Annotated in this window: 17 protein-coding genes and 1 tRNA gene; 17 read left to right on the forward strand and 1 reads right to left on the reverse strand. The window is 68.7% G+C overall.

The window, feature by feature from the left end:
* The first annotated feature begins 11 nt into the window (after positions 1 to 11).
* From Q7W51_03510 to Q7W51_03590, 17 genes are all read left to right on the forward strand, one after another.
* Positions 12 to 905 carry a peptidylprolyl isomerase gene (locus Q7W51_03510; GenBank protein MDO8847443.1) on the forward strand — a complete coding sequence of 298 codons (894 nt, stop codon included), beginning with the start codon at positions 12 to 14 and terminating at the stop codon, positions 903 to 905.
* 19 nt (positions 906 to 924) lie between these two features.
* A complete protein-coding gene (gene mazG, locus Q7W51_03515) occupies positions 925 to 2,370 on the forward strand; it encodes a nucleoside triphosphate pyrophosphohydrolase (protein MDO8847444.1) in 1,446 nt (481 codons plus the stop codon).
* A 16-nt stretch (positions 2,371 to 2,386) separates the two neighbouring features.
* Complete coding sequence (eno, locus tag Q7W51_03520; GenBank protein ID MDO8847445.1) at positions 2,387 to 3,679, forward strand: phosphopyruvate hydratase; 1,293 nt, start codon at positions 2,387 to 2,389, stop codon at positions 3,677 to 3,679.
* A 107-nt stretch (positions 3,680 to 3,786) separates the two neighbouring features.
* Positions 3,787 to 5,184, forward strand: coding sequence for a pyruvate kinase (gene pyk / locus Q7W51_03525; GenBank protein ID MDO8847446.1), 1,398 nt, complete (start codon positions 3,787 to 3,789; stop codon positions 5,182 to 5,184).
* A gap of 404 nt (positions 5,185 to 5,588) precedes the next feature.
* Positions 5,589 to 5,921 (forward strand): septum formation initiator family protein, encoded by a 333-nt coding sequence (locus tag Q7W51_03530; GenBank protein ID MDO8847447.1) that lies wholly within the window; start codon positions 5,589 to 5,591, stop codon positions 5,919 to 5,921.
* A complete protein-coding gene (locus Q7W51_03535; protein MDO8847448.1) occupies positions 5,921 to 6,403 on the forward strand; it encodes a DUF501 domain-containing protein in 483 nt (160 codons plus the stop codon). Before Q7W51_03530 ends, Q7W51_03535 begins: the two co-directional genes overlap by 1 nt.
* Positions 6,400 to 7,350, forward strand: a complete 951-nt coding sequence (locus tag Q7W51_03540) for a hypothetical protein (protein ID MDO8847449.1) — start codon at positions 6,400 to 6,402, stop codon at positions 7,348 to 7,350. Before Q7W51_03535 ends, Q7W51_03540 begins: the two co-directional genes overlap by 4 nt.
* Positions 7,351 to 7,437, forward strand: a tRNA-Leu gene (locus tag Q7W51_03545).
* A 52-nt stretch (positions 7,438 to 7,489) separates the two neighbouring features.
* Entirely contained in the window at positions 7,490 to 8,152 is a 663-nt protein-coding gene (locus Q7W51_03550) for a cobalamin-dependent protein (GenBank protein ID MDO8847450.1), read from the forward strand.
* On the forward strand, positions 8,152 to 9,321 hold the full coding sequence (locus tag Q7W51_03555) for a tetratricopeptide repeat protein (GenBank protein ID MDO8847451.1): 1,170 nt from the start codon (positions 8,152 to 8,154) through the stop codon (positions 9,319 to 9,321). Before Q7W51_03550 ends, Q7W51_03555 begins: the two co-directional genes overlap by 1 nt.
* A complete protein-coding gene (locus tag Q7W51_03560; GenBank protein ID MDO8847452.1) occupies positions 9,318 to 11,306 on the forward strand; it encodes a beta-galactosidase trimerization domain-containing protein in 1,989 nt (662 codons plus the stop codon). Before Q7W51_03555 ends, Q7W51_03560 begins: the two co-directional genes overlap by 4 nt.
* A gap of 15 nt (positions 11,307 to 11,321) precedes the next feature.
* Positions 11,322 to 12,677 carry a bifunctional diguanylate cyclase/phosphodiesterase gene (locus Q7W51_03565; GenBank protein MDO8847453.1) on the forward strand — a complete coding sequence of 452 codons (1,356 nt, stop codon included), beginning with the start codon at positions 11,322 to 11,324 and terminating at the stop codon, positions 12,675 to 12,677.
* 24 nt (positions 12,678 to 12,701) lie between these two features.
* Complete coding sequence (locus tag Q7W51_03570) at positions 12,702 to 13,217, forward strand: META domain-containing protein (protein ID MDO8847454.1); 516 nt, start codon at positions 12,702 to 12,704, stop codon at positions 13,215 to 13,217.
* Positions 13,218 to 13,358: 141 nt separating this feature from the next.
* A complete protein-coding gene (selD, locus tag Q7W51_03575) occupies positions 13,359 to 14,387 on the forward strand; it encodes a selenide, water dikinase SelD (GenBank protein ID MDO8847455.1) in 1,029 nt (342 codons plus the stop codon).
* Positions 14,388 to 14,427: 40 nt separating this feature from the next.
* Positions 14,428 to 14,763: a sulfurtransferase-like selenium metabolism protein YedF gene (gene yedF / locus Q7W51_03580; GenBank protein ID MDO8847456.1), complete on the forward strand. Its 336-nt coding sequence runs from the start codon at positions 14,428 to 14,430 to the stop codon at positions 14,761 to 14,763.
* Between the two features lie 142 nt (positions 14,764 to 14,905).
* Entirely contained in the window at positions 14,906 to 15,181 is a 276-nt protein-coding gene (locus tag Q7W51_03585) for a ribbon-helix-helix protein, CopG family (GenBank protein ID MDO8847457.1), read from the forward strand.
* The gene (locus Q7W51_03590) at positions 15,123 to 15,608 is read left to right on the forward strand and encodes a PIN domain-containing protein (GenBank protein MDO8847458.1); all 486 of its coding nucleotides are present in this window, start codon (positions 15,123 to 15,125) and stop codon (positions 15,606 to 15,608) included. Before Q7W51_03585 ends, Q7W51_03590 begins: the two co-directional genes overlap by 59 nt.
* Here Q7W51_03590 and Q7W51_03595 read toward each other — a convergent pair.
* On the reverse strand, positions 15,609 to 18,177 hold a 2,569-nt coding region (locus tag Q7W51_03595), incomplete at its 5' end, for a hypothetical protein (GenBank protein ID MDO8847459.1).

An 18,177-nucleotide genomic window follows, 5' to 3' on the forward strand; every position in this document is an offset into this window, starting at 1 on the left:
AAGGTACTTTCGTGCGCACATTCCGCGGCATTGCCGCCATTTTCTTTGCGGTCGCGCTCGTGCTTGGAGCAGCAGGCTGTGACAGCGACAAGGGCGTCGTCGCCCGTGTGAACGGTGAGGACATCACGCAGGTGCAGTTCGACCGGTACTACGAGCAGGTCATCACCCAGATGGGCGGCGAGCTCGACGAGGAGACGGCCCTGCAGTACAAGCAGCAGCTCCTCAGCCTGCTCATCGAATCCGAACTGGTCACCCAGGAGGCCGAGGAGCTCGGCGCCGACCTTTCGCCGGAGGCGGTCGACGCGGGCATCTCCGAACTCATGGGCGGGGAGACCGACATGACCGTCATCGAGCAGCAGGTCGTTGCAGCGGGCCTGACGATGGATGACCTGCGCGACAGCGTCCGTGATCAGCTCGCGCGGGACTACCTCGCGGTCATCGCCGCCGAGGAGACCAGCGTGACTACGATGCCCGAGACCTACTCGCTGTTGTCGCACATCCTCGTCAGCGATGAGGCCCTAGCCACCGACCTACGCGCGCAAATCGTCGCGGGCGGCGACTTCGCCGCACTCGCGTCGGCCAACTCGTCCGACACCGCGAGCGCCATGGACGGCGGCAGCCTCGGCTGGGCGCCGTTCAGCGATTACGTGCCGCAGTTCGCTGAGGCCGCCGAGACGCTCGAGGTGGGCGCGGTGAGCGAGCCGGTCCGTTCCGACTACGGCTGGCACATCATCCTGAAAGTCGACGAGTACGCCGAGGGCGAGCCGATCGCGGACGCCCCGGACAGCCTCAGGACGCTCATGACCGACAGCAGCACGAACCTTGCGCTCCAGGAGTACATCAACAAGCTCCGCGAGGAAGCCGACATCGAGTACGTGGACGAGACCCTCAAACCCGTCGAGTAGCCGGAAGCGAGGGGGGCTCGTGGGCACGATCGCGATCGTCGGTCTCGAACAGGACGCCACCGGGGCGGTGGACGGCCGTGTGGCCGATCGCCTGCTGGCCGCTGATGTCGTCATCGTCCCGTCGGCCACGGGCGCCTCTGTGGCCCTCGTGGCCTCGCTTGGCATCGAGCCGGTCACCTTTGGCGACCTCGGGCTCGACGAGCGTGCACCTGCCGATCAGGTCGTAGAGGCCCTGCTCGAACGCTCGCGTGATCAGAACGTGGCGCTTGCGGTATTCGGCTATCCGTTCGTGCGTGAAGGCCTCATGTCCGGCATCCTCGCCCGGAACCGTCGCGGCGTGGACATCTATCCGGTCGTCTCACCCCTGCAGGTGCTCCTGCTGGCGCTCGACCTGGACGCCACGGCCGACCTCGAGATCATCGACGCGGGGAGTCTGAGTGGCGCCGCGCGTACGCGGGATGCGCACCTGATCGTCACCGGCGTGGACAACCCGATTCTTGCGCGCGTCGTGGCCGAGCAGCTGCGGGACCGCTACGCGCCCGATCACACGGTCGTGATCTCGGCGGCGCTCGATAGCGGAGGGTTCGACCTCGCGCCCCTCACGGTAGACGAGCTGTCGCGCGTCGAGAGCGTCGACCGCCAATCCGCAGTCTACGTCCCGCCGGTGCGCATCGCGGCGCCGGGCGGCTTCGCCGAGCTCGTGCGCATCATCGGCCTCCTGCGGGCGCCCGACGGGTGCCCGTGGGACCGCGAGCAGACGCATGCGAGCCTTGCGCCGCATCTGATCGAGGAGGCGTACGAGGGCGCCGCAGCTGCGGAGTCCGGCGATGACCCGGCACTCGCCGATGAGCTCGGCGACGTGCTGCTGCAGGTGGTCCTGCACGCGCAGATCGGCGCCGAGGAAGGCGCGTTCACCATCGATGACGTGATAGCAGGCATCATCACGAAGATCCGTCGCCGACACCCGCACATCTTCGGCACGGTGACCGCAGAGACCACAGACGAGGTGACGCGCAACTGGGACGCCATCAAGCGCGAGGAGAAGCCGCAGCACGGCGTCCTCGGCGAGGTGCCCGACGCGCTGCCCTCGCTCATGCGAGCTCAGAAGATCTCGCGACGCGCGGCCGGTGTGGGCTTCGAGTGGGAGGACATCGACGGCGTGTGGGCGAAGGTCCACGAGGAGATCGACGAGCTCAAGGCCACCGAGCACGGTACGCCCGAGGCGGAAGACGAACTCGGCGACCTGCTCTTCACGGTCGTGAACGTGGCGCGCAAGATGGGCGTGGATGCCGAGGCCGCCCTGCGTCGCACGTGCGAGAAGTTCTCCGGGCGTTTCGAGGACATGGAAGCCGCGGCTGCGGCGGCCAGCACGCCGCTCGAAGACCTGCAGCTCGACGAGTGGGAGCAGCTGTGGGCGAAGGCAAAGCAGAAGGAATCGGCCGCAACGCGCGGCCCTGCCGAGTGAAGGAGTCGTCATACCGATGAGCTACATCACCGACATCACCGCACGTGAGATCCTCGATTCGCGCGGCAACCCCACCGTTGAGGTGGAGGTTGTCCTGGACGACGGGAGCTGGGGCCGCGCGGCGGTGCCGAGCGGCGCGTCGACCGGCGCGTTCGAGGCGGTCGAGCTGCGCGATGGCGACTCGGCACGCTACTTGGGCAAGGGCGTGCTCGGCGCAGTGCAGAACATCAACGACATCATCGCGCCCGAGGTCATCGGCATGGAGGCGACCGACCAGCGCGCGGTCGACGAGTTCCTCATCGAGCTCGACGGCACGCCGAACAAGGGTCGCCTGGGCGCCAACGCCATCCTCGGCGTGTCGCTTGCCGTGGCCAAGGCGGCAGCCGAGAGTTGCGAACTCACGCTGTACAGCTACATCGGTGGCTGCAACGCGAGCATGATCCCCGTGCCGATGATGAACATCCTGAATGGCGGCGTGCACGCCGACAACAACGTGGACCTGCAGGAGTTCATGATCATGCCGGTGGGCGCCTCGACCTTCGCCGAAGGCCTGAGGATGTGCACCGAGATCTATCACACCCTCAAGACGGTGCTGCACGAGCGCAACCTCGGCACTGGTGTGGGCGACGAGGGCGGCTTTGCGCCCAACCTCAAGAGCAACGAGGAAGCGCTCCAGGTCATCTCCGAGGCCGTTACCGCCGCCGGCTACACCCTCGGCGAGCAGATCATGTTTGCGCTCGATCCGGCATCGACCGAGTTCTATGACGCCGAGCGCTGCGTGTACGTGCTCGCCGGCGAGGGACGCGAGCTTTCGAGCGCCGAGATGGTGGAGTTCTACGCCGGCCTCGCGGACCGCTACCCGATCATCTCGCTCGAGGACGGCATGGCCGAGGACGACTGGGAGGGCTGGAAGCTGCTGACCGAGCGCATCGGCGACAAGGTGCAGCTCGTGGGCGACGACCTCTTTGTCACCAACACCGAGCGGCTTGCCCGCGGCATCGACCTGGGCGTCGCGAACTCCATCCTCATCAAGCTCAACCAGATCGGCACCCTTACCGAGACGCTCGAATGCATCCAGATGGCGCACCGTGCCGGCTACACCACGGTGATCTCGCATCGATCGGGCGAGACTGAGGACACGACGATCGCCGATGTGGCTGTCGCGGTGAACGCCGGGCAGATCAAGACCGGCGCGCCGGCCAGAAGCGACCGTGTGGCGAAGTACAACCAGCTGCTGCGTATCGAAGACGAGCTCTGCGGCTCGGCGGTCTATCCGGGTATGTTCGCGTTCAGCAACATCGACCGGTAGGCGTTCTAGCCGCACGCTTTGTGCCGTGCCCGCAGCCGCACCGGTTGCGGGCACGTCCGCGTCACGGGGTAGAAGCAGGGTGTAGGAGACAACCCGGAGGTGCTGCCGTGAGACGCACGAAGCTCATCGCCACGCTTGGACCGGCGACCGACGGGCCGGGAGTGCTGGACGACCTCGTGGCCGCCGGACTCGATGTCGCGCGGCTCAACAGCTCTCACGCCGACCGTCCGCAGCTCGAGCGGCAACTCGCCGCCGTGCGCACTGCAGCCGGTCGCGCCGGGCGACACGTCGCGGTGATGCTCGACCTGGGCGGGGCGAAGCTTCGGCTCGGGGACGTGGCTCCCGGCACTGTGTTGGCTCCCGGCCAGACATTCGAGCTCCGGGGTGCTGACGCGCCCGGGGACGCCACCGGCGCGAGCGTGAGCCACACCGCCCTGGCGGACGACGTGGCCGAGGGCGACCGCGTGCTCATCGACGACGGCCGGATCGAACTCGCGGTGGCCGGCACTGCCGCCGCTGTAGTGCACACGACCGTGCGTGTCGGCGGCGCGCTCTCCAGCCGCAAGGGTGTGAACGTACCGGGCGTACACCTCGGCGTGGACGGCATCACCGCCCGGGACCTTGAACTCCTCGCCTGGGCGCTCGATGCGGGCGTCGACATAGTTGCGCAGTCGTTCGTGCGTTCGGCCGAAGACGTCGTCCGGCTGCGGGCTGCGATGGGGGAGCGCATCATCCCTATCGTGGCGAAGATCGAGAAGCACGAGGCGATGGACGCGCTCGACGCGATCGTCGAGGCCGCCGACGGCGTGATGGTCGCTCGCGGCGACCTCGGGGTCGAGCTGCCACTCGAGGAGGTTCCCGCCGCGCAGCGTCGGATCGTGGCGGCAGCGCGCACCGCAGGCCGCCCCGTGGTCGTGGCTACACAGATGCTCGAGTCGATGACCGAGTCGCGCCGTCCCACCCGGGCCGAGGCCTCGGACGTGGCGAACGCCATCTTCGACGCTGTCGATGCCGTGATGCTCTCGGGCGAGACCGCCGTGGGCCTCCATCCGGTGCACGTGCTGGAGACGATGGAGCGCATCGTCCGCGCTGCCGAGGAGGTGGCGGTCGAGCACCCCTGGACTCCCCGGCCCGGTGCCTCGGACGACGTTGCTGCCGCGGTGAGCCGTGCAGTACGCGATCTGGCAGAGAGCCTGGATCTTGCGGCCATCGTGACGGTCACGCAGTCGGGAGCCACCGCGCGGGCTGTCGCCGCGCGCCGTCCCCGCGTGCCGGTGCTCGCGGCCACGCCGGATGAGGCGGTGGCGCGCCGCCTTGCGCTCGTCTGGGGCGTGCATCCGACGGTGATCGGCACCTACGAGAGCATCGATGAGATGATCGAAGCGGCCTCCGCCGCCGTGCGCGACACGGGCCTCGCCGCGCCCGGAGACCTCATCGCGGTGACCGGCGGTGTGGCGGTCCATGTTGCCGGTTCGACCAATCTCATCCAGGTCCACCGCGTCTGACCTGCGGCGTCCGCATCAATCTCAGGTTGACGTACAGGGTTCTACTCGGCATGCGAAGGTGGTAGTATGGCGCCGAGGGGATACCCTCGGGCACTGACCGTCGCTGGTCTCGTCACACCACTGATTGCGCAGCCATGGCCGCACCACGAACGCAGAAGCACTCACCAGCGAACGCCGGGAGGACCGCCGCCAAGCGGGGGTCGACCTCTCGTGCGTCGTCCTCGCGCACGTCTCGCGCGACCCCCGGCACTCCTCCCGCGCGCAAGCGCTCGGCCGCCGCTCCTGCCACGCGCACGCGCGTCGCGAAGCCCGCACGTACCACCCGGCCCGCGCGCTCGGCATCCCGCAAGAGGCGCGCGTCTCGCCCCTCGGGCAGCTCAGGGCAGGCGCGGATCACGGCACTCATGGTGATCGTCGCGATCGCGCTTGCGGCATGGTGGGTCTATCCGACCTTCCGCCTCCAGTACGAGCATGAGCATGAGGTCGAGACGCTCGAAGGCGAACTCGAGGAGCTGAAATCGCGGAACGGCGAGCTCCGCGAAGACGTCGAGGAGCTCAAGACGCCCGAAGGTGTCGAGCAGCTGGCGCGCGACAGCCTGGGCCTGGTGAAGCCCGGCGAGCAGGCGTACGTGGTCACCGGTGGCGTCGCGACCGAGACCACGGCGACCGTCTCCCCCGAAGGCGGCGGGCCGGAGTTCTGGGAGCGGGCGCTCAACGCGCTGTTCGGCCTCGACTGATGGACGACGCCGCCGTTGTGGCGTGGCAGCTGGGCCGGACGCCTCGCGGTCCGTGGCGCGCCGCCTCACGGTGCTCGTTCGGCTTTCCGACCACGATCGTCACCGTTCCGGTCACCGGCTCGGGCGAGCCGTTCCCGACACTCTACTATCTGACCTGCCCGCACCTGGTGGCCGCGGTCGGCCGCCTCGAGTCGGACGGACTCATGGAGGTGCTGCGGGCGGAACTTGCGTCGGACCGATCGCTCACCGCGCGCCTGCTCGATGCCGATGAATCCTATCGGAAGGCGCGCGCACGCGAGGGCGGCGGCGTCGACCCGCAGCCGAACGTGGGGATCGCGGGCCAGCGCGACCCGTGCGCCGTCAAGTGTCTGCACGCCCACACGGCGGCGCTGCTTGCAGGTATTGCCGACCCGCTTGGCGAAGTGGTGCTGAAGAAGCTGAGCGCCGAGTGCGCAGACCGGCGATGCGAGGAGGCCACGTGACCACCGAACGCAGGGCGGCCATCGACATCGGCACGGTGACCGCGCGCCTGCTGGTTGCAGACGTGACCGACGGTTCGGTCGACGAGGTCGTTCGCCGGCAGTCCATCACGCATCTCGGCGAGGGATGGGCCGGGACCCGCGAGCTTTCCGAGGCGGGCATCGCGCGCGCCGCGGCGGTCGTGGGGCCGTTTGCGGAGGAGGCTCGCTCACTCGGCGCTTCGCGCATCGTCACCGTGGCCACCTCGGCAGCCCGGGATGCGCGAAATCAAGACGCGTTCACAGCCGCCCTCGGGGCGGTCGGTGTGCAGCCCGCGATCATCTCCGGCCTGCGCGAGGGCTACCTCACCTTCCTTGGCGTCACGTACAGCTTCTGCGGAGACCGCGTACTGGTCGTCGATGTGGGGGGCGGCTCCACCGAGCTCGTCCTCGGTCGCTCATGCGTGGGTCCGGATGGCACGGGCGTGGAGGTCCAGGCCGTGCGTTCGCTGGACATCGGGTCGAGGCGGATCTCCGAGCTCTTCTTGCGCTCAGACCCTCCGACCGCCCGGGAGCTCGACGAGGCGGCAGGCTGGATCTCCGACGAGCTGCGCGCCAATCGCATCTGGGTGAAAGAACACCCGCACGAGATGGTGGCCGTGGCGGGTACCGCCACGAGCCTGGCGGCCATCGACCTCGGTCTGGACCCGTACGACCCGGAGCGGGTGCACGGGTACCGCATCTGCGGTGCGGCGCTTCTCGACATGCTCGAGCGCCTGTCGGTGCTCACCGAAGCGGAGCGTCGCACGGTGGTCGGTCTCGAGCCGGACCGCGCCGGAGTGATCATCGGCGGCGCGCTCATCTTGCAGTCCGTGATGGCGTACGCCGGGCTTTCTTCGACGCTGGTGAGCGAACACGATATCCTCTACGGCATGGTGCTCGACCCCGACGGGGTGGAAGCGCCAGAGTGAAGCGGTGTATCCGAACTGGTACAGGAGGGGGCCTTAAAAGCCTCTGGCCGCAAGGCCGTGTGGGTTCGAATCCCACCACCGCTACCAAGACGTTCTACCTCGCGGGTCACCGCGGGTGAGGGAGGCGAGAGGAAGAAGCGTGGCCGCCAACGACGCGGCAGATCTCTACCAGGCGTTCGTCGACCAGGACCCGGCTGCTGCCATCCAGGTTGTCGAGCATGCTCGCGCGTCCGGTGTGGCCCAGGACCAGCTCTTCGACGTGCTGTACGCACCGGCGATGGGGCTCCTCGGCGGGGCGTGGGCGGCCGCCGAGATCGACGAGATCACCTTCACGCAGGCGGCGGTGGTGGCCGAGCAGATCGGCTCGTTCGTGATGCCGCCCGCCGCACGGCGCGACACCGGCGTCACGGTCGTGGTGGGCACCATGCATCGGGACCACCACTCGATCGCGCGCACGATCATCGCGGCCACGCTCAAAGAGGCCGGCCACCGTGTGAACGACCTCGGCATCGACGTGCGCCCCGCCGACTTCCTCGAGCGGGTGGAAGAGACAGGCGCGCGCATCGTGATCGTGTTTGCCGAGCTGATGGCCACCGCGCGTGCTGTGGCTCGCGTTCGCGAGCTGTTCGCCACGAGCGGCCTCGACGACGTGGTGATCCTCGTGAGCGGCGGCCCCTTCGCCGCCGACCCGACGCTCGCCCGCGAGGTGGGCGCCAACGGCGTCGTGCCGGGCGCGGAGAGCGCCCTCAAGCTGATTGCTCGCGTGGCACGCGATCGCGCGTCCGCCGAGGGTGAGGCCTGATGGCAGGCCGCTCGACAGCCCTGCTCACCGCCGAGGAGCTCGCTCGCTCGGGTGCCGTCGGCGCCGCGGTCGAGGCATGCTACGAGGCGCTCGCGCTCGGCGACCGTGAGCCGCGCGTCCACGCGCTGCTCGCGCACCTGATGCTCGAGGGCGACTTCTACGACCAGGCCATCGCCGAGGCGACCAAGGCGATCGAGATCGATCCGGACTGCTCGGCGGCGTATCTCGCACTCGGGCTGGCGTACGACCGCCGCGGCGGGATGGCCGACCAGTCGGTGCTCGTGTGGCACGAGCTCTCCGAGGTCGCGCCCGATCTCGTGACCGCGCACGTGCAACTCGGCGAGGCGTTCGCCGCCGCAGCGTTCGAGGACGACGCGATCGAGAGTTGGAAGCGCGCGCTCGAGATCGACCCGAAAGAAGCGCGCGCCACCTACAACCTCGCCATCGCAAGCCTCAAGCGCGAGGGTATGGCGCTCGCATTGCCGCTGTTCCGCCAGGCCGGTGAGCTCGACCCCTCGCAAGACGAGCTCTTCTTCACGCTCCTCGGCGTGGGTGAGGCGTCTGACGAACCCATCGATCCGTCGCGGGTGAAGGCGACGCGCGAGGCGCGGCTCGGCGCGGCAGGGCTCGCCCTCAGGGCCGAGGACCTCTTTACCGCCGGCGACCTCGTGCGCCTGGTGCTCGACGAGAACCCCGACGATCCCGAGGCGCTTGCGCTCGCCGCGTACGCGTACCTCAAGCAGGAGGCGGCGAACGAATCGATGGCGTGCGCGATGCGCGCGCTCTCGCTCGACCCGGAACTGCCCACGGCGCTCTACTGCCTCGGCGTCGTGTACGCGCGGCGCACCGGCCTCAACCGGCATGCGGCCCGCGTGTTCATCGCGCTCGCCAAGCGCGCGAGCAGCCATGCTCTGGTGCACGTGCTGCTTGCCGAGTCGCTCCTCGGCCTGCAGCGCTTCGAGGCCGCAGCCCGGTCGTACCGGCTCGGCGTTCGGCTCGACCCGGCGTGCGTGCGTGCGCGCTTCGGCCTGGCTGCGTCCTACCTGACCGAGGGCCGCTACGCCGAGGCGCAGTGGGAGATCCGCCGCGCGGCCTACTACGACACCAAGCGCCAGGGCCTGTTCTGGCGCCTCTACGACGAGTACGCCGGGGCGGGTGATGACGAGTGAGTGCCGCCGAGCGCAAGCAGCCTGCCAAGGCCGCCGCTTCCAAGGACCGCGCCGCCACGAGCGCGCCGGCCGACACGCAGGCTCCCGCCACCCAGGACCTGGGGCCGCTGCGCAACCAGCTGTTCCCGATCGGCGTGGACTACTACCCGCTCGACGAAGAGCGCGCATCGTTCGACACCTGGTACGACCGCGACTTCGATTCGGAGTTCGCCGCCATCGCCGCAACGCGCATCTCGCTCGTGCGGCTGTTCGTGTCGTGGAAGCTGTTCGAGCCGCAGGTGGGGCAGTACGACACCGACGCCGAGGACCGCCTCGGCGACCTGCTCGCAGCCGCCCGCGGCCACGACCTCAAGGCGATCGTGACGTTCTTCGCCGACGACCGTCTGGCCGAGCTGAACGACTTGCCCTGGGCGAAGAAGCGCGACCCGCGTACCGACGACTACCTCATCCAGCGCGAGATCTCGCTCGTGCAGCGCGTAGTGAACCGGTTCCGCAGCGAGACGGCGGTGTGGGCGTGGGAGCTCGGCAACGAGGCCTTCTTCACCGGCTTCGCCACTGAAGAGGCGCTCCAGAAGTGGGCCGACGCGCTCCGCGACGCGATCCGCGAGGTGGATTCGGCGCGCGCGATCGTGTTCGCATGTGACCCGGAGACGCTCGTTCGTGAGAGCGGCGTGGACGCGCGCGCGGCCATCGACGGTTTCGAGTACGGCGTGAGCCACGTGACCGCGCCGTACCGCGCGTACGCGGCCGAGGGCCCGCTCACCTACGGCCCCGCCACCCATCTCGACTCGTTTCTGCTGCGCGCCGCGCTGCGGGACATCCCGGTGCTCGCCGACGGCGTCGGCATCCAGTCGCTCGACTTCTCGGTGGCCGAGGAGGCCGCCTACGTGCGGACCGGACTCTACTCGGCGCTCATGAACCGCGCTTCCGGCGTGCTGCTCCGTCGCTGGCGCGATCTGGAGACCGAGAAGCGCGAGCCGTACTTCCGCGACCCCTTCGAGGTGCTCGTGGGACTGAACGACGTGACGGGCGAGCCAAAGCCGGTGCTCGCCGAGGTGCGCAAGTTCGCGCGCGTGGCCGCGCGGCTCGACCTGCGCGTGCACACGCCGGCGCCGGAGCGCGCCGCGGTGCTCATCCCGACCGAGCGCTACGAGCCGCTGCCGTCGCTTGCGGGGCTGTACGCGCCGCGCTCGTGCCTGCAGGCGTACATCGCCGCCAAAGAGGCGCACCTGCCGGTGACGCTCGCCCGCGAGGGCGACGACCTGGGCGGCTACATGACGCTGTTCGTGCCCTCGGCGGCACGGCTGTCGCCCGCGATGTGGGCGGCGCTGGCGGCGTTCGTGCAGTCGGGCGGCTCGGTGGTCCTGAGCTACGGCGGCGGTGACGTCGATCCGGCGCTGCGCGAGGTGTTCGGCGTGGAGTTCCTCGGCGATCACGGCGTGCGGCCGGTCGTGAGCTGCCGCATCGCGCAGCCCGGGCTACTCGGGGACCTCACCGCCTTCGACGTGCGCCTCGATCTGCCGCACTTCGCGCTCGTGGGAAGCGGCACCGCCACGGTGGTCGCCACCGACGCGATGGGAAGCCCGCTGCTCACGCTCAACCAGTACGGCCAGGGCAAGGCGGTCTTCCTCGCCGCGCCGCTTGAGCGGGCGATCGCGCAGAGTGACCCGTGGGCAGCTCCCGATGCGGTGCGCGTGCTGCTGCGCAGCGTCTACGGGTCCGTGGCGCGCGCCGCAGGCGCCGGGCCGGTCATCGACTGCGACGAGCCGGTCGCGGAGATCGCGCTGTTCTCGGGCGAGGCGGGCGACGTGGTGTTCGTTCTGAATCACAGCGCCGAGCCGGTGACGGCCACGCTGACTGCCGAGCGTGTGGTAGCCTCGGTGACGGACATACGCGGCGGCGCTACTGCCGAAGTTGGAGCGCGGGCCTTCGGCGTACCGCTCGGCCCGAACGCGGCCGTTGCGTTGCGCCTGACGTACGGGTAGGGAAGAGGGGACCGGATGACCGAGAGCCAGGAGAAGCGCTCGCTCTTGCTCGAGTCGTGGCTGGAGTTCAACGACATCATCGCCGAGCATCCCGAAGTGCGCCGGCTGCTCTTCGACCCGGTCACCGGGCTTCCCACCACACCGCTGCTCTTCCCCCGCATCGAATCACTGCTTGAGGACCGCGGCGAGGTGTCGCTGCTATGCCTCAACATGGTGAAGTACTCGAAGATCGAGGAGATCTACGGGTGGGAGGTCTTTGACGGCGTCATGCGCGAGGTGGCTGCTTCGCTTGAGCGCATCACCGGCGCCGAGCTGCGCGATTCGGACATCGTGGCCGAGTTGATGATCTCCGGCAGTGCGTTCGTGGTGCTGCTCTCGCCGCCCCGGACGACCGAGAAGATGGACCATGAGGCGCTTGAGCGGCTCGCACAGCGCGTGGAGTCGCTCGTGCGCGAGGACCTCGCCAAGGTGCTCGACCCCGCGATCTATCCCAAGTTCGGCTGCTACGTGGGTGCGGCCACCGCGTACCGCGACCCGAACACACGGCTCGAGCGGCTGGTACACAGGGCGCTCGAGACGGCCCTCGCGCAGTCGGACGCTCACGAGGTCACCGATGCCGAAGCCCGCATGCAGAGGCTCAAGCAGATCATCGCCGCTGGCGACGTACGGACGCTCGTGCACCCCATCTTCCGGCTCGACGATCTGAGCATCGTCGGCTACGAAGCGCTCTCGCGCGGTCCCGAAGGCGGCGAGTTCGAGCGGCCCGACAAGCTCTTCCGCGTCGCCTATGACGGCGACCTCGTGGTGCAACTCGAGCGGCTGTGCCGCCAGCGGGCGTTCGAGGCGGCGGCGAGCCTGCCCGAGGGCAGGATGCTGTTCATCAACATCGAGCCGGAGGCCGTCGCCGATCCGGAGCTTCGCGACATCATGTTCACGACATTGCTCGCAGGCACGGGCGTCGACCCGGAGAACGTCGTCTTCGAGATCACCGAGCGGACCGCGATCACCGACTTCGCGTCGTTCCGTGCCACGCTCGAGTACCTCCGCCGGCTCGGTTTCCGTGTGGCGGTCGACGACGGGGGCGCGGGTTACGGCTCGCTGCAGAGCCTCGCCGAGGTGCGTCCCGAGTGGCTGAAGATCGACATGTCGCTCGTGACCGATATCGATACCGATGAGATCCGGCGGATCCTCGTCACGAGTATGGTCATGTTCTCCGAGCGGCTCGGCGTGAGTCTCGTCGCCGAAGGCATCGAGCGGTCCGAGCAGCTCGACACCCTGCGTGACCTGGGCGTCGAGTACGGCCAGGGCTTCTTGTTCTGCGAGCCGACCGAGCCGTATCCGGCGGATGCCGACGTGACCCCGAAGCTCTAGATACGGCGCGGCGGAAGGAGCGGCATGGGCGGCAGGGCACATCCCGAGTATGCGGCGCTCATCGCTGCCTCCAGTGAGCAGCCGGCGGCCAGGGAGCGTTGGGTGCAGCAGGAGGACATGCCGACCGTGTGGCGCCGCGTGTTCGTTGCGGCACTCGTGCTCCTCGCGGGCATCGCCTGTGTCATCGTCTTCGTGGTGAACGGCGGCAGTGCGCTCGAGGGGACCAGCTGGATGCTCACCGACTGGGCGGCGGCTGTTGATCCGCAGCCCTTCACCATCACCGCCTCGTTCGCCGACGGCCAGATCAGCGGCATCGCCGCGGTGAACAGCTACAGCGGCGAGTGCGCCGTGGGCGGCATCAAGTTCTCGCCGGGCGCAATCGCCCGCACCGAGATGGCCGGCGAGCCTGCGGCGATGGAGGCCGAGTCCATCTACTTCGACCTGCTCGCACAGGCGGAGACGTATGTGGTCGAGGACGATATCCTCACGATTCGCGACGCCGCGGGCGTGGCGCTCCTCGTCTTCGCGCCCGTCGAGTAGCCTCCGCGAACGCCGGGTTCGGCGCGTTCTGTGCGTGCCCTGGCTCGGCTGAGCGCGCCGCCCTCACGGTACGGCCACTTCGACTGAATCATCACATGCGGTTATACTGGCTATGCGTTCGTGCGATTGTCAGGAGCCGATGTGGAGCGCGTCCGTCTCACAGCGATGTCGAGCAAGGCCGGTTGAGCCGCCAAGTGGGGTCCGGGTGACCTCGCCGCGGTTCTTGAGACGATGAGTCCCGGGGAGTCAGACGACCTGCTCGTGGGCTTCGACACCTCTGACGATGCCGCCGTCTACATGATGGGCGACCAGGCCGTTCTGCTCACGGTGGACTTCTTCACGCCGATGGTGGACGACCCGTACGACTTCGGGCGCATCACCGCTGCCAATGCGCTCTCGGACGTCTACGCAATGGGCGGTCGCCCGCTCACCGCGATGAACCTGCTCGCGATGCCCTGCTCCCTGCCCCCCGAGATCACCGCCGAGGTGCTTCGCGGCGGTGCCGACAAGGTGCGCGAGGCGGGCGCGGTGATCGTCGGCGGCCATACCATCGACGACCAGGAGCCCAAGTACGGCCTGTCGGTGATGGGCGTGGCGCGCCCGGAGGACGTGGTGCGCAACATCGGCGCAAAGCCGGGCGACCTGCTCGTGCTCACCAAGCGCCTCGGCGTGGGCATCCTGAACACCGCCATCAAGCAGGGCCTCGAAACCGAAGAGAGCCTGCGCGACGTGATCGAGAGCATGGCGCATCTCAATCGTGCGGCCGCCGAGGCGATGCTCGAGGTGGGCGTGCATGCGGGCACCGACGTCACCGGCTTTGGCCTGGCGGGTCACGCCCGCGAGATGGCGCATGGCAGCGGCTGCGCGTGCGAGATCGAACTCGCGAACGTGCCGGTGTGGCCGGGCGTGGTGGAGTACGCCGAGGCCGGCGTGCGCCCCGGTCGAACAGCGGACGTTATCGCGTACCTCGACCGCTTCGTGGACTGGGGTCCCGCGGGCTTCACCTGGAAGGGCATTCTCGCTGACCCGCAGACGTCGGGTGGTCTGATGATGGCGGTCGCGCCGGAGAAGGTCGAGGCGCTGCTTGCCGCGCTGGCCGCACGGGGAGAAGAAGCGGCCGTCGTCGGACGGATGACCCACGGCGAGGCCGGCACCATCCGGATCGTGTAGCAGGTCGCGCGGCGCTTCGCCGCGGAAGGGAGCGTTGGGGATGAAGGTCGTGTTCATCAATTCAGACCGCATCGGCGAGGGCGACGACGAACTGGGGCGCAAGCTGATGGGGAGCTTCCTCTACTCGCTCGCGCGCACGGAAGCGAAACCGTACGCTGTCGGACTCATGAACGGGGCAGTGCGGCTCGCGTGCGAAGGCTCCGCCGCCGCTGACGACCTTCGGCTGCTCGAAGCCGACGGCGTGAAGGTGCTCTCGTGCGGCACCTGCCTCGACTGGTTCAAGCTCAAAGACGCGCTTGCCGTTGGCGAGGTGGGCACCATGAACGATGCCGCTGCGCTGTTCATGGAGGCCGACAGCGTGGTGAGCGTGGGGTAGCCCAAGCACACGGACGACCCGAGGGCCCGGCATATCTAGCCGGGCCCTTTGCGTTGTCTGCCCGGCGCTGGGGGAGTGTGTATAGTGATGTGTAACTGCGTTTCAAGATCGGCTGGATTCCGGCTAAGGCGGGCGAGTCATCATGGCGCGCATGGTGCGCAAGCAGATCGTCATCGACCCCGACCAAGAGCGTGCGCTCGAAGCACACGCGAAGGCTCTCGGCGTGTCGCAGTCTGCGCTCATCCGGCAGGCGATCGACTCGCTGCTACAGGAGGCCGAGGAGCAGGAGCGGCGGGACGCGGCGTGGGAGTTTCTGAAGTCGGAGTTCGAGCGCGCGGACCGGGAGGGTTGGGGTAGCGGTGGACGCAGGTGGACGCGGGAGGAGCTGCACGAGCGCGGCGGTTCTGCTCGATACTAACGTCCTGGTCTACGCGGTCGATTCCAGCGAGCCAGACAAGTCCGTGCGGGCGCGCAGCATTCTCGACTCGCTGGAGTCGTCGGGAGTGGCGAGTCTGTGCGCACAGGTGCTCGGCGAGTACTGCTCGGTCGCACTGCGGAAGTTCCGCCACCTGATTCCGCCCGAAAACGTCGTGCCGCAGGCGGAAGCGTGGGCGCGGACGTTTCCGGTTCGCAACACGACGACCCGGGTGGTCCTCGAGGCCCTGCGAGGCTGCGTCCGCTATCAGATGCCGTACCACGACGCCCAGATCTGGGCGGTGGCGCGCGTGCACCGCATCCCGCTCATCCTCTCGGAGGACTTCGCCGACGGGGCGGTCATCGAGGGCGTGCGCTTCGCAAACCCCTTCGCCGAGGGCTTCGACCTGGACGCTGTCCTCGAGGCGTAGCTACCTCTGGCGCGCCCACTTGAAGCCCGCGAACTGGCCCGAGACCTTCTCCATGAAGTCCGGCAGGCCGCCGTTGTAGCCGGCGTCCTTGAGGCGCGCCTCCGCCTCGGCGGGCTTGATGCGGCCGGCCTCCACGTCCTCGATGACCTTCATGCCCTCCTGAATCTTGGGCGGCAGATCTTTCACCTCATAGCCCTGCGTCGTGTAGCCGTCACGGACGCCTTCGAGCGAGTGGGTCGCCTTGCTGGCCTGCTTGTAGGCGTCGAGCGTGTTGCCCTCGGCATAGGCCTCGATGACCTTCGTCTCGTAGGTCTTGCCGTAGCCCTCGGGGTCGAGCATCGTTGCCCTGCCCTGCTTCACGAGGTCGATGTTCGGCGTGACCTGCGTCTTCTCCCATGTCTGCGTCTGCTCGTTCCAGACGTGGCGCTGGTCGGCCATGTCGATGCTCGCCTCTGCGTGGTACTGATCGGTGCCGAGCTGCTGGTGATCCTTGGCCCACTTTGCGGCACCCTTGGGGTCGGTCGGCCCGCCGGTCTCCTTGGCGAAGATCTTCTGCGACTCGGGCACCCACGTCTCCTTCTTGAGCTCGATGAAGCTCTTCTTGCCGGTGACGGGGTCGGCGACCACGTAGCCCGCGCGGTAATCGCGGTCTACGCCGTCGGCGGTGCCGACGTTGCGGATCTCGACCTCGCGGCCCTTAGCATCGGGAACGTTCTGTTCGATCCAGCTCTTCAGCTTCGCGTCGTGGCCCGCGTAGATCTTCGCGCGGGTCGAGGTGACCTTCTTCCAGAGGTCGGGGTGCTTCTTCCGTAGTTCGCGCATCGCGTCCGGGTCGCGCATGATGCGCTCGACGGTGGGCGGGTCGACTTCGCCGAAGGTGCCGGTCTTCCGCTTGATGTCGTTGGCAATGCCTTCGGCCCGGACGGTGGGGTCGGCGCTCGTGGTGCGCGGGTCGGTGTCCGGCGCCTTCTCGACGACCGGCTCGGCGGGCTTCTGTTCGGGCTTCTGCTCGGGCTTCGAGTCCGCGTCGGCCTCGGGCGCCTTCTTCGCCGGCTCGGCAGCGTCTGTGTCGCGCGGTGCAGCATCGGTGTCGGGCTTCGTCGGTGTCGTGTCCGCATCCGGAGTGTCGGTCCTCGGCCGGGTGGCACTATCCGCATCGCTGCCCGGGGTCCGGGTGCGCGGGGCGTCCGGCGCCGGGGCGTCGGGGGTGGCTGCGGGGGTCCGCGGGGGAGGTGCGTCACCCGCGGCGGGTGTCTTCGCCCGCGGCGCGTCGGGCGTCGCCGGGGTTCTCGTCCGGGGGGCGTCAGGTGTCGCCGCTCCTTTGGCGCGCGGTGCATCGGGCTTCGCGGTCTTTGGCGTCCCCGCATCGGCGCCCGCACCCTTGGCGCGCGCCTTGGCGGGCGTGATGCCCTTCATGCCGGCGATCTTCTGCAGGAAGCGAACGAGACCCTCGTCGCGGAGCTGCCGGCCCACGTTCTTCATGGCATTGGTGACCGAGAGGTTCGGGTCGTTGTAGAGCTCCTTGGCGAAGTAGTAGGCGATGAAGAGCGCCCAGGCGATCGCCTTCTTGTCGCCGGAGAGCTTCGTGAGGAAGTCGGGGTCGGTGAGGCTGCCCTCGAGCACGCCCGTGAGCGTGGAGGTCTGCGCGAGCAGCCAGTCCTCGAGCGTGCCGCCGGCGAGCCACACCTCCATAGCCGAGACGAGCAGCGGCTTGAGCAGGCCGATCGCAATCGAGCCCACCACGCCGAGGTATGCACCGCTCGCGACGCCGAGCGCGATGTCGCCACACCACGAGACCCAGTCGAGCGTGTCCTCGATGAGCTGGTACCACCACGCCGCATCGAGATGCTCGTGCTTCTCCTTCATGAGCTGGTCGTACGCGAAGCTCCAGATCTGCTTGCGCATGTGGAAGAGACCCTCGGCGCCCATCGTGAGCGAGCGCTCGGCCACGAGCGCATAGAGGCGCTCCTGGTGCTCGGCGGGCACGAACGCGCGGATGATGTCGAGGCAGTTGTCCCGCTCGGTCTCCCACGCGTCCGAGTACGGTTCCATGTTGATGCCGAGCAGACGCAGCGGAACGAGCGCCGAGAAGCGGTCGGCGTCGTAGCCGGGGACGCTCGCGAGGAGTGCCGCCGGCACGGGCTCCCCTGCAGTGGGGAGCTTCCGCTCGAGCGAGGCGTTGAACGTCGCGCTCGGGATGTTGAGCGCACGGACGCCTGCCGGCTCAACCGTGAGCCCGGCCGCGTGGAGTCCGGCGTAGCCGCTGGTGCCCTCCTGGCCGCCGATCTCGAGCGTCGCCTGCTCGGCGAGGCCGATGTCGGGAGCGATCTCGCCAGAGCCGGGGTCGCGCACGAACACGCGCAGGTCGATCGCGGTGGTCCGCGCGCTGCCGTCGGCGGCGAGTGCGAACGCGCCGGTGGAGGGATCCACGTTCGTGCGATCGATGAAGAGCCCCTCCTGCGTCACGATCACGTCCACCTGCCGACGAAGCTCGTCGAAGCCGTCGGCGGTGGCGACCACCACGAGCGTGGATGCGGTCTGCGGGCGCGTGGGATCGAGGTTCTCTCCA

The organism is Coriobacteriia bacterium, from assembly GCA_030652115.1.
Lineage (GTDB): Bacteria > Actinomycetota > Coriobacteriia > Anaerosomatales > Anaerosomataceae > UBA6100.

Coding starts and splice junctions, on each gene's coding strand:
- Q7W51_03585 (MDO8847457.1), top strand. CDS start 14,906: ATGGCGCGCATGGTGCGCAAGCAGATCGTCATCGACCCCGACCAAGAG.
- Q7W51_03555 (MDO8847451.1), top strand. CDS start 8,152: ATGGCAGGCCGCTCGACAGCCCTGCTCACCGCCGAGGAGCTCGCTCGC.
- Q7W51_03565 (MDO8847453.1), top strand. CDS start 11,322: ATGACCGAGAGCCAGGAGAAGCGCTCGCTCTTGCTCGAGTCGTGGCTG.
- eno (MDO8847445.1), top strand. CDS start 2,387: ATGAGCTACATCACCGACATCACCGCACGTGAGATCCTCGATTCGCGC.
- Q7W51_03535 (MDO8847448.1), top strand. CDS start 5,921: ATGGACGACGCCGCCGTTGTGGCGTGGCAGCTGGGCCGGACGCCTCGC.
- Q7W51_03570 (MDO8847454.1), top strand. CDS start 12,702: ATGGGCGGCAGGGCACATCCCGAGTATGCGGCGCTCATCGCTGCCTCC.
- Q7W51_03530 (MDO8847447.1), top strand. CDS start 5,589: ATGGTGATCGTCGCGATCGCGCTTGCGGCATGGTGGGTCTATCCGACC.
- yedF (MDO8847456.1), top strand. CDS start 14,428: ATGAAGGTCGTGTTCATCAATTCAGACCGCATCGGCGAGGGCGACGAC.